A 12,512-nucleotide genomic window follows, 5' to 3' on the forward strand; every position below is an offset into this window, starting at 1 on the left:
AGTATACTAGCACTACTATTTTTATAGATGTATATTTATATAGTCATTTATTCACTTTTATGAATTTTTACACTTTATTTATTTTTATTTGTATTACATCTATTTTTTTTTGGAAATATGAATTATCATTATATATGTGCCATAATTTTCTTACATTATTATTAGGCAATTAAAAGGGAATTTTTTAAAAGGAGGTAGTTATATGGAATTATTAAAAAAGAACCTTTATTTAAATAAATCTACAGTAAAGGATGTACTTAAACTATCCTTACCAGCTGTAATAGAAATGTTATTATATACAATGATATGGACTGTTGATACTATGCTTATAGGTCAATATGGAGGGGATATTGCTGTCAGTACTGTAGGAATGTCCAGTGAAGTTATTTATACCTTTACTAATATTTTAGTTGCTCAAAGCTTATCTGTTGGAATTACTTCAATTGTAGCAAGAAGATACGGTGCTAAAGAATTAGATAAGGCTAATGAATACGCAACCTTAGGATTTTCTTTAGGATTCCTAGTAAGTATGGCTACTACACTATTTATATTCTTATTTAGTAAAAAATTGTTAATTCTAGCTGGTGCTGAGCCAAGCATAATAGGATTAGGTACAACTTATATAAACATTGTATGTATTGGCTTGCCCTTTAATATGTTATCTAGTATGTTAAATGCTGTTAATAGATCCTATGGAAATACTAAAACTCCAATGATTGTTTCTATTGTTATGCTTGTAGTTAACCTTTCATTAGATACTATATTAATCTTTGGTTTACTTGGTTTTCCAGAACTTGGAGTTAAGGGTGCCGCTATTGCTACAACTATAGCTAATATATCAGGATTTATTTATTCAGCTATATATACCTATAAAAAATCCCTAATAAAAATTGAATTTAAGTACTTAAAGAAATTCAGCGGTGCTAGAATAAAAAATATTACTTCTTTATCTGTACCTGCTGGAATGCAAGAAGCTGCCTATAGTTTAGCTAGGCTTTTTACAAGTATGATGATTATGCATCTTGGTACCATCGCCTTTGCTGCTAACCAAATCACTTTAACCTTAGAATCTATTTCTTTTATGCCTGGGTGGGGATTTGCNNGTTGCTGCTACAACTCTAGTTGGAAATAAAGTTGGTGAAGGCGACTATAAAAAAGCTAGAGAGTATGGTCGTACTGCTATGATTTTAGGAATAGGTGTAATGTGCATATTTACATTACTATTCTTAATATTCCCAGCACAACTTATTAAAATGTTTATAGATAGTAGTAATACTGAAGTTATTTCTCTTGGGGCAGCTTGTTTAATGATAGCTGCTGCAGAACAGCCTGCCATGGCACTATCGATGATTGTAGGTGGAATTTTTAAAGGTTATGGTGATACTAAAACTCCATTTGCTATAGCCTTCATAACCTCTTGGTTTATAAGACTTCCACTAGTATTTATATTCATTTATTTACTAGGCACATCAATAACTGTGTTCTGGATTATATGTCTAATTCAATGGTCTGTAGACGGACTTCTGCTTTATATATTCTATGTAAAAAAACTAAAACCTATAAATAGTCATATAACAAAGCTAGACTAAAATATTGATAGCTATATATTAAAAACTGCCTAATAAAGTATGCTAATGTTCTTTATTAGGCAGTTTCATTTACTGTTATTTCCCAACTTTCAGTTTTCTTTATTTCATTAACATTACAGCTAAATTAACAGCTAATAGTACGGCACAAAAATCAACTATTAGAGCTACCCATAAACTGTGTCTTACCTTCTTTATACCAACAGCTCCAAAATACACAGTAATAGTATAAAATATAGTTTCTGTACCACCCATTATTATGGATGATAAAAATCCTAAGAAAGAATCTGGCCCATAGCTTTTTACTATATCTGTGAAAACTCCAATTGCTCCACTACCTGACAGCGGTTTTATAAATATCAATGGAACGATTTCTGGAGGTATACCTACCACGTTAACAGCGGGCTTTATCAAGTTTATAACATAATCCATAGCCCCTGAAGCCCTAAAGCAATTTACTGCTATAAGCATAGCTAAAAGATAAGGAAAAATCCTTACACATACATTTATACCTTCCTTAGCTCCTTCTACAAAACATTCATATACTTTTACCTTAGCAATAATACCATATAGTACTACAGCACCTATAATTATTGGAATTATTCCCTTTAATAAATAATCAAATATATTTCCCACAGCATATCCCTCCTCTAAAAGTATCTTTGTAAAAACTTACATAAAATAATTCCAAGTATAGATGCAAAAGTTGTAGTACATAGTGCTGGTAGAATTATTGAACCTGGATTTCCAGAATTAAATGCAGCTCTAATAGAAACAACTGTAGTTGGTACAAACTGAATACAGGCTGCATTTAACACTAGAAATAGTACCATATCGTTGCTTGCCACATCTTTATGCCCATTTATTCTATCCATTTCCTCCATAGCTCTTATACCAAAAGGGGTTGCTGCATTAGATAATCCAAACATATTAGCTGTAAGATTCATAACTATAGCTCCTAAAGCCTTATCATCTTTTCCTGCTTCTTTAAAAATTCTTCTAAGTATAGGTTTTAACAATCTGGCTAATTTGTCTGTAAGTCCACTTCTCTCTGCAATTTTCATCACCCCACACCAAAGACACATCATTCCTAATAGCTCTATAATAAGCTTAACTGTATCTGATGTAGTTGATACTATGGTTTTAGATAAGAGCTCTCCATCTCCTGTAAGTACGCCAAAAGCTATACCTATAAATAAAATTCCGAACCATATTACATTTATCATACAAACTCTCCCATATCTTTAATAAATTAAAATATATTTATATGTAATGTATATGTTCTTCCTTTAAATAATATTTAGCTTTTTATTTTATAGAAAATTCTATCCTCTATTTTATTATGCATAAAAACTGTCAGTTTAGGAAAAACTACTAAAAATCATATTAGGAGGTACATTATGGATTTAAATGAAATAATAGAAATGAAAAATCAAAACCCTGGAGCTACTGGTTATTATAACAATAGAGAGTTATTCATTAGAAAAGTTTACGATAATTCTGGTCTTGTAGAAGTTATTGATTTAGTTAATGGAGAAGTATACTCCCTTCATAGTAGCAAAATTGATAAGTCTTATACTAACTCCTATAATTCATTTCAATAAATTTATAGTTGAATTTAAATCTTCTCAATGATAACATTTAATGTATAGATTAAATAAATAACTAAAGGAGATTTTTTATGAATGAAACTAATTTAAAGCAAGCACAAAAAGAGATTGATGAAGCACTTTCTACTATTGAAAAACTAGAAGAAAATATTAAATTTAATTCTGTATCTGAGGACATGATAAAAGAAAACTTTATTTCTCTTGCTAAAAAAGTCCAAGAGATTGAATCTGTTCTTAAAAATGAAGGTATCTTATAATTAAATATTTACATAATAAAAACCTGTGTTTACACAGGTTTTTTATGTTTATTAATATCTTTTAGCAATTTCATATAATAATCTTGACCCTACTCCTGTTGCACCCTTTGAGAAATATTCTCTATTTGGTATCTGTAATGTAAAAGCTGTAGCTGCAATATCAAGGTGTAACCATGGCTTATCTTCTACAAATTCACCAATAAATAATCCTGCTGTAATTGCTCCTGCACCTACAGGGCCAGTTGAGTTAACTAAGTCTGCATTACCAGTTTTTATTTTTTCTTTATATTCATCAAAGGTTGGGAATCTCCAAACTCTTTCATCACAATGTAAAGAAGCTTGCTCTAAAAGTGAGTAGAATTCATCATCATTAGTTACAACTCCTGTAGCGGCACTTCCTATAGCACCACCTACAGCACCAGTAAGAGTAGCAATATCAACTACCTTAGTTACATTTTCTTTTCTTATTATATACGTAACTGCATCTACTAAAGTTAATCTGCCTTCAGCATCTGTATTTATAATTTCTATGGTTTTACCATTCATAGTATTAATTATATCTCCAGGTCTATATGCATCTCCTGAAATTAAATTCTCACAAGCAGCCACTACAGCTACAATATTTTTCTTTAATCCCTTTCTTGCTATGGTAGACATGGCACCGATAACAGCACCTGCTCCCCCCATATCACTCTTCATAGTCCACATACTTCCTGCAGTTTTTAGGCAATATCCCCCTGCATCAAAGGTTAATCCTTTACCTACAAGACCTAATATATTTTCTTTATTATCAGTATCACCCATATATCTCATTACAATTAGCTTAGGTTCATTTGAAGAACCTTTACCAACGGATAAAAATGATTCCATACCAAAGTTTTTAATTTCTTCTTTATTATATACTTCAACTTGGAATCCATGATCAAGACCTAACTGTTGAACTTTTTTAGACAATGCCTCTGGAGTTAAAATATTAGCAGGCTCATTTACAAGCTCTCTTGAAATTAAATTTCCTTCTGCAAGTAGTCTTCCTTCTTCTACAGCTTCATTTAATTTAACTAAATCTTGGTCCTCATGAAATATAATTCTTACTTCTCCTAATAGTACTTCTTTTTTATCACTTTTATATTTATCAAAATTATAAGTAGTCATTATAATGGACTCAGTAATAGCTTTAACTTTTTCATAATTACAACAACAATCCATAGATTTCACATGTAAATCTAGAGTTTTTATTTTTTGTTTGATTACTTCCTTGATTAACTTAGAAGTATTATTTCTAACATTATCTACTTTACACTTAGCTTTTTCACCAAGACCTACAAGTATAGTTTTTTGTATAGACCCATCTTCTATATTAGTTAGTGTATATAAATCTCCTTTTTTGCCAGTGAACTCTCTACTTTCACTTAAGCAACTAAGGATACTATCTAATTTGTCACATGAAAATCCTTGTTGTAATTCCATATAACTTTCAAATAAAAATATACCTTTGGAATTATTATGTGATTGAACATTTTTTAAGTTCTCCACTTTTATATTCATTTTAATCACCTATCCTTTCAAAACTGAATATACATTCTATACTTAAATAGTTTCTATACTTATTTTCTAAATCCTTCTATAATGTTCTATTTTTCTTCTTTATATCCATCATACTGTGGCTGAGTAAACCCTCTTCCAACTACTTCTCTTACATCATTTATTATTATAAAAGCTTCAGTGTCTACTTCTTTTACAATTCTTTGAAGCTCAATTAATTCTTCTGTAGAGCATACAATATACAATATATCTTTACTTTTTCCAGTATATACACCCTTACCATTTATGCTTGTTATTCCTCTATTTAAGTGCTTCATTAATTCTTGTGCTATTTCACCAGACTTTTCTGAGATTATATGTACTTCTTTAGAGTAATTTACACCCTCTACTAAGGTATTTACTACTTTAGAAACTATAAAGATAGATATCAATGCATACATGGCTTTTTCTACGCCAAAAACAAATAAACCTACTACTATTATCATTCCATCTATGCACATCATTATTTGATTTATAGGTATTTTCTTTAAATAATGCTTTATAATTATTGCAAGTAAATCTGTACCTCCTGTTGATGCAGATGATCTTAATACTAATCCAACTCCAGTTCCTACAAAAAGGCCTCCAAATACACTTGATATTAATAAGTCCGATTGAACTGGCGGTATAAAACTAGTATACCAAAGGGCAACAGATACAAAAGCTGCTCCAAATATAGATTTTTTTGCAAAATCCATCCCTTTTATTTTTATTCCTACTATAAATAGTGGTATATTTACAATTACATTAGTTAACCATAGTGGAATGCTAAATACATAATCTAATATAATAGCTAAACCTGATACTCCTCCCGTAACTAAATGTTGTGGTGAATAGTATACGTTTATTCCTATAGCCAGTATTGTTATACCAACCATTATCATTAGATAATTTTTAAGTTCACTTTTGTTTGAAAACTCCTTCATTTTGCCCTCCCGTTTACTTTATGTTATACTATATTATTTATGTTACACTAGTTTTATAGCATAGAATCATACATGTTGCAAACACTAATTTCAATTATACTTTTATTATTATAATAATTATATAGTTTTTAGAGTTTTTTATATGTATTTTTTATATGTTATGCTAAAATTTAATTATTATATTATGATAAGGAGTTTTTATGGGTAATTATACTGTTTTTTTAAATATTATAAACCTTATATTTGTTGTAAATATTGCTTTTGCTATAATTGTAATTATATTTGAAAAGAGAAATACTAGTAATACTTGGACATGGCTTATGATAATGTTGTTTATACCATTTATTGGTTTTATAATGTATTTATTCTTTGGTCAAAATCTTCGTCGCAAAAAATTCTTTGTTCTAAAAAAGGAAGAAGAATCTGTTCTTATGCAATTCTCTGAAGAGCAAAAGCGCCTTCTCAGCGACAAAGCTATAGTTAATAATAACTCTCTATTAAAAGAATATCATGATGTAATAAATTTAAATCTATATAGTGATAATTTTATTGTTACTAATAATAATAAAGTAGATATTCTTAATAATGGAAATGAAAAATTTCCTATCATGATAGATTGTATAAAGAATGCTAAAAATTTTATTCATATTCAGTACTATATATTTAATGATGATAACCTAGGTACTGAAATACTTAATCTTTTAGTGGAGAAAGCAAAGGAAGGTATTGAAGTTAAACTTCTTTACGATGGTATGGGTTGCATTCATAATAAAAAGCATTTTTTTGATCCACTGGTAAATGCCGGTGGAGAAGTGTATTGCTTCTTTCCACCTTTTATACCTTATATAAATGTGAGGATAAACTATAGAAATCATAGAAAAATATGTGTTGTAGATGGAGAACATGGTTTTGTTGGAGGTTTAAACGTAGGAGATGAATATTTAGGACTATCTAAGAAATTTGGCTTTTGGAGAGATACTCATCTTCACCTTCAAGGTGACTCTGTAAATTATTTAGAAGTACGATTTTTAATGGATTGGCGTTTTGCAAGCAAAAAAGACTTTTTTATGGAAGAAAAATATTTTCCTACAAAGCAATATATAGATAATACAGCTGTTCAAATAATTTCTAGTGGTCCAGATTCAGAGTGGTGTAGTATAAGAAATACTTACCTTAAACTAATAAACAAAGCTGAAAACTCTATTTATATCGAAACTCCATATTTCATTCCAGATGAAAGTATCTTAACAGCTCTTAAAATAGCATGCCTATCTGGTGTAGATGTTAAAATTATAATACCTTGTAAACCAGATCATCCATTTATTTATTGGGCATCTAAGTCTTATATTTGGGAACTTGTAGAATGTGGTGCCAAATGCTACACCTACGACAATGGATTCATCCATAGCAAAATGGTATCCGTAGATGGGAAAATGTGTACTATAGGAACTGCTAATATGGATATTCGTAGTTTTAATCTAAACTTTGAAGTTAATGCCATAATATATGGTACAAGAACTACCTCTGTGGTTGATAAAGCCTTTGAAGCAGATATATTGCAAAGTACTTTACTTACTCCTGAGCATTATTCTAATAGATCTCTAATAATTAAATTCAAGGAAGCTATATCTAGATTACTATCTCCTATTCTATAAATAGCATTTTAGTTATTCTATAGATAACTTTATTGATTATAACAAAAGTATTGTGATTATTAAATAAACCGTCATATCTATAACTATTAGAAGTTTAAAATAGATATGACGGTTTAAATTTTTTATATTATTAATGGAGCATATATCATCAAAGTTAATAATGCATCAATTAATAAACTTAAAGCAAATTTTGATATGAATATCCCCTCAAATTCACTTGTATAGGTGCAGTATCCATAACTATATGTTATAACTGCTATTAATATACATAAAGCAATACCAATATAAATAGGGGCTATAGCCGGTGGTAACATATATACATATTTAACATAGAACATTTTTATTATAAAAAAGATCTTTGCACAAGTTGTTAATATAGCTACTATTATATATGCAATCTTCTTTTGCTTATTAGACAGCTTATAATCTAGAAATGTAACTGCTCCACTTAAAACTAAACCTATTGCTATCCATGGGAATCCAACAATTATTATACATACAAAGCTATTCATCAGTCCCTCAATAGTATAAGTAAGTGCACTTTTCTTCTCTGACTCTCTTGGTAAATTATTTACAGCCTTAAATTCTTTATCTGTTGATGCTATGACAACATCATATAAATCTTCATCTCTAAAACTTAAGTAACTAATATAATCCTCGTTTACATAAGGATTAATGCATACTCCTCTTGTTCTTGTAACTGGCTCAACTTTACTTATCTTACCATCCTTTACAACAAAGGATGCTATTCCTCTTCTTGCCTCTTTCTTTCCATAAGAATTATCTATTGTAGAATAAAACTTCCCACCTTCTTCATCAGAGTAAGTTCCTATAGCATTTATTAGTTCATTTGATTCATTAATTCTTGGTTTACTTTCCTTAACCTCACCTCCAGCTATAGGAAACTCAAATAACCTACAAGAGTGAAGTTCACCTTTTACATATTGTTCGAACATTGTATATCCATTTTCTCTATCTGAAGAACAGGACATATTCTTATAAGTAACTCTATTATTTTTAGCTATTTCTTCCACTAATATAGGTTCTGAAACCCTACCTTTATTAAATGTAATTGCTTTAATATATGAGCTGTCTTCCATATAACATATTAGAAAACCGTCTTTATTCTTACTGGCCGAAAGCATGTCTGTATTTTTTGCTGGAATAGATACTATTTTATCTTCTACTGTATTTATTATCTCAAGTTTATCTTTGTAAGCAACTACTATATTGTTATTATCTAATTGATAAGTACTATTTATTTCTTTAATCTTCTCTCTATTAATCTCATTTAAATCTTTATCTATATATATCTTTAATAAGTATCCCTCACAATCTTCTATAGAGTTAAGCATTAGTATATACCCATCTACACTTTTAGTGAGTAACACATTGTTTATTAATTCTTCATTAACTTCATATTGTTTATTATTCAAAACTTCTCCTACAGCATTGGTTTCAACAATATTAAGATTTTTATTATTATCGTATGCTACAAGTATTCTATTATCTTCTTTCAAAATTACTGGAGCATTTTTCGTTGTTGCAGTTGCTACACTTACTTCCTTACTCCATGTTCTAGATGGTGGTTGTATCGCTAAGTTATAGTTATTTTTATAGTTTCCAATAAGTATTAATATACACGTTACAATAATAAGAAAAATTAAAATAATTTTTTTCTTTTTCATTTTTCCATCTCCTTAAACTATTATATATAGTCTGGATATACTTTGTATAAATTTAATATATTACTTGAATTAATTATAAGAAATAATCTTTTTTTAACTGCTAATTAAACTCTTTTTTATATTATAAGCGGTACAAATATCATTAATGTAAACAATGCATCAATTAACATGAATATACTAAACTTACCTAGAAATATGCTCTCAATATCATCTGTATAGACCATATATCCATATCCATATACAACTAGTCCAATTAAAGAGTTTATTAATATGCCTACAAATGATGGGGCTAAAATAGTAGGTAACATGTGTGAATATTGCACATAAAAAGCTTTATTTATAGTATATATTTTCATTATTACAACAATAGCAGCTAGTGTGATATACATATACCTCTTCTTTTTATCATCAAATTTGTAATCCATAAAAGATACTGCTCCTGCTATAACTACACCAGGAACTATCCATCTAAATCCTATTATTATAATATAAGATACACTAAACATAAAACCTTCTACTACATACCCAAGAGATCTCAATCTTTCATCTCTACGAGGTCCATTATTCGCATCCTTAAACCTCTCATTACTAGATGCTATATTAACACTATATACTCCATCCTTTTCAAAACTAAGAAATGCTATATATTCTTCATCATTATATGGATGAATACATAATTCTCTTAGTCTAGTTATCTTCTCTGAACTTGAAACTTCACCATTTTTTATTTCAAAAGAAACTATAGCCTTTTGAAATTCCTTTTTACCAAAAGGTACTCCCATGGTGGCATAAAATCTTGCACCATTTTCTGAATATGCTCCTTTAGTATTTATAACGTAACTGGATTTATCAACTGCAAGCTTACTAATCTGACCCTCTCCTCCACTTATAGGAAACTCCATTACTTCTGTAGCAAAGTATTCATTTCTATCATATTTCTCAACAAGCAAATATCCATTTTCTGCATCTGAAGATAATGACATTGCACCATAAGTAATTTTGTCAGTTTTAATCATTTCTTTGATGAGAAATGGCTTTGATGCCTTTCCACCTTTAACTGTAAATCCTTTAAATAATTTCTCTTTTTCTAAGTAACATACTAACAGTCCATCTTTACTTTTATTGGCAGTAAGCATACTTAAATTTTCTACTGGTATTTCTATATTTTCATTTGATGCTGTGTTTACTACCTTAATTTTATCTTTATAGGCTAAAACTATATTTTTACTATCAATTTGTTCAGTAAATGTAATTCCTTCTTCTATCTCTCTTTTCACCAAATTTAACTCTTCATCTAAAACTAACTTTTCTAAATAATCTATGCTTGATTTATTAGAATTATAAATCAAAATATATCCTTTATCAGTTTTAGTAAATATTAAATTTTTAAGCAATTCTTCTTCTACAGCATATTCTTTAGTTTCAATTTCTTTTCCATCTAAATCCGTTTCACATACTTTAATCTTTTTAGTGTCCTCGTATGCTACTAATAAACGATTTTCTTCTTTTATAATTACTGGTGTATTCTTTCCTAATCCACTTCCAATTTTTACTTCTTTACTCCACTTTTCTGACGGTGGCTGTTTCAATAAATTATAGTTATTCAAATAATTACCAATTACAATTGTTAAAAATCCAATTATTATACTTAAAAATAATATCCTTTTTTTATTCATATTAACTCTCCCCCAAGGTCTTAATAATTCCCCTTTTTTATCTATTAGTATAAATTATACTCTCGGTATACTGAATATTCAAACACTTTTTGCAAATATTATCTAATATAATATTTTTTTGTAATAAAATATTTTTTTATGATGATGATTATTTTTACTTTTATATTTTAAAATTGTATTGTAAAATATACTTATGTTGTAAGTAAATTTAATTAATGAAAGGTATTTATATGCGAAAATCTGGTAAAGTAATTAATTTTGATGATGATAAAGTTTATATAGTAACAAATAATAAAGAATTTGTTACATTAGAGCGAAATGATAAAGCTCCTATCAAAGGTAATATTTATGATGGTACTGTATATGTAGATAGGTCAAATCTTATAAAAGTATTTATAATACTAATATCTATTTGCGCATTAGTATTAAGTTGTATTTATTTTATCTTCTTTTCACCTAGAGCTAATATAATCCTCTCTTTAGATTCCAATATCAAAATAGGTATAAATAGAAACAAGATAGTTAAAATTACAGATTCTAGTGGGTCTACTTTAGGATTGGAAAGTTTAAGTTCACTAAAAGGAAATGAATTAAATTTAGGCTTAAATCTTTTATTTGACTCAGCATTAAAAGAGGAGTTAATCCCCAAGTGTGATGAATATTCACCTGGCAGTATATATATATATATAACTAAGGATAACGAAAGAGAGCCTCTTAATTTTGATAATTTTAAGAAATATGCTGAAAAATTTAATTATAAAGTTATAATTAATAGAAATGATAATGCTCTTAATATTGATTAGTATATTGATTTTATAATTTGAAAACCCTAGTCAATTTATGACTAGGGTTTTATACTATACTTATTATTTATACACCGGTATTTCAAATTGTGGCTTAACATTAGGATGCTTGTCCATTATTAATTTAATATTAGTTACTTGTTTATATGCCCATACAATATCTGTAGCATATTGATGCCATGGACTATTGTAATTATGAACATTCCATCTCATTTCATATATCGTATCTTGAGCTGGTCTAGGGTTCTTTGCATTTTTATCTGAATGTATATAATTTTCAGCAATCCATTTAATACCGCCTTTAATAGCCGCCTCTGGTGAAGTCCACCCATTTTTATAGGCTGCTTCTGCTCCAGAGCTTACTGGTGAATTATCAAAGGCACAAATTCCAAAGAAATTATAAACCTTAACGGTAGTTCCATCTTCTTTTTTATAGTCTACTCCTCTTGCCAAGGTAGATGTACCATTTCCAGTCTCTAATAGTGTATGTGCCACTGCATAGGCTTGATTTACATTATTGGTTTTACAAGCATCGTAAAATGCTTGTCCCATATTAGATAATGTCCCTTTACCCATTAATACACTATTTAGCGTACTTACACTTATATCTTGTATGAAGTTTAGTTTCATAAACATATATATACCATTTTTATCATTTTTATATCTGCTTGGTTCTAAATATTGTACTATATCTGTTTTTCTTGCATCTCCAGAATATAACGCTCTAAAT

General features: G+C 28.7%; 11 protein-coding genes and 1 pseudogene. 5 read left to right on the plus strand and 7 right to left on the minus strand.

Annotated features, from left to right (window positions below):
- Positions 1-202 precede the first annotated feature (202 nt).
- A pseudogene (locus tag B2671_RS15455) lies at positions 203-1,589 on the plus strand (MATE family efflux transporter).
- A gap of 99 nt (positions 1,590-1,688) precedes the next feature.
- On the opposite strand, the gene B2671_RS15460 reads toward B2671_RS15455, so the two are convergent.
- Entirely contained in the window at positions 1,689-2,222 is a 534-nt protein-coding gene (locus B2671_RS15460) for a spore maturation protein (RefSeq protein WP_346871208.1), read from the minus strand.
- Between the two features lie 14 nt (positions 2,223-2,236).
- On the minus strand, positions 2,237-2,812 hold the full coding sequence (locus tag B2671_RS15465) for a nucleoside recognition domain-containing protein (protein ID WP_035130843.1): 576 nt from the start codon (positions 2,810-2,812) through the stop codon (positions 2,237-2,239).
- Positions 2,813-2,986: 174 nt separating this feature from the next.
- Here B2671_RS15465 and B2671_RS15470 point away from each other — a divergent pair, with 174 nt between their 5' ends.
- A complete protein-coding gene (locus B2671_RS15470; RefSeq protein ID WP_346871209.1) occupies positions 2,987-3,190 on the plus strand; it encodes a hypothetical protein in 204 nt (67 codons plus the stop codon).
- A gap of 77 nt (positions 3,191-3,267) precedes the next feature.
- Positions 3,268-3,453 carry a hypothetical protein gene (locus B2671_RS15475; protein ID WP_035130839.1) on the plus strand — a complete coding sequence of 62 codons (186 nt, stop codon included), beginning with the start codon at positions 3,268-3,270 and terminating at the stop codon, positions 3,451-3,453.
- Positions 3,454-3,504: 51 nt separating this feature from the next.
- Here the strand turns inward: B2671_RS15475 and B2671_RS15480 are convergent, their stop codons facing one another.
- A complete protein-coding gene (locus tag B2671_RS15480; RefSeq protein ID WP_346871210.1) occupies positions 3,505-4,998 on the minus strand; it encodes a leucyl aminopeptidase in 1,494 nt (497 codons plus the stop codon).
- Between the two features lie 86 nt (positions 4,999-5,084).
- On the minus strand, positions 5,085-5,960 hold the full coding sequence (locus B2671_RS15485) for a YitT family protein (protein ID WP_346871211.1): 876 nt from the start codon (positions 5,958-5,960) through the stop codon (positions 5,085-5,087).
- Positions 5,961-6,160: 200 nt separating this feature from the next.
- Between B2671_RS15485 and cls the strand changes: the two genes are divergently transcribed.
- Positions 6,161-7,615: a cardiolipin synthase gene (cls, locus tag B2671_RS15490; protein ID WP_346871212.1), complete on the plus strand. Its 1,455-nt coding sequence runs from the start codon at positions 6,161-6,163 to the stop codon at positions 7,613-7,615.
- 122 nt (positions 7,616-7,737) lie between these two features.
- Here the strand turns inward: cls and B2671_RS15495 are convergent, their stop codons facing one another.
- Entirely contained in the window at positions 7,738-9,303 is a 1,566-nt protein-coding gene (locus B2671_RS15495) for a hypothetical protein (protein WP_346871213.1), read from the minus strand.
- Between the two features lie 116 nt (positions 9,304-9,419).
- On the minus strand, positions 9,420-10,979 hold the full coding sequence (locus tag B2671_RS15500) for a hypothetical protein (RefSeq protein ID WP_346871214.1): 1,560 nt from the start codon (positions 10,977-10,979) through the stop codon (positions 9,420-9,422).
- 230 nt (positions 10,980-11,209) lie between these two features.
- Here B2671_RS15500 and B2671_RS15505 point away from each other — a divergent pair, with 230 nt between their 5' ends.
- Entirely contained in the window at positions 11,210-11,782 is a 573-nt protein-coding gene (locus tag B2671_RS15505; protein ID WP_346871215.1) for a hypothetical protein, read from the plus strand.
- A 63-nt stretch (positions 11,783-11,845) separates the two neighbouring features.
- Here the strand turns inward: B2671_RS15505 and B2671_RS15510 are convergent.
- On the minus strand, positions 11,846-12,512 hold a 667-nt coding region (locus tag B2671_RS15510; RefSeq protein WP_346871216.1), incomplete at its 5' end, for an N-acetylglucosaminidase.

The sequence above is a fragment of the Clostridium sp. UBA5119 genome, from assembly GCF_002414285.1.
In the GTDB taxonomy this organism is placed as follows: Bacteria; Bacillota; Clostridia; order Clostridiales; family Clostridiaceae; genus Clostridium_J; species Clostridium_J sulfidigenes.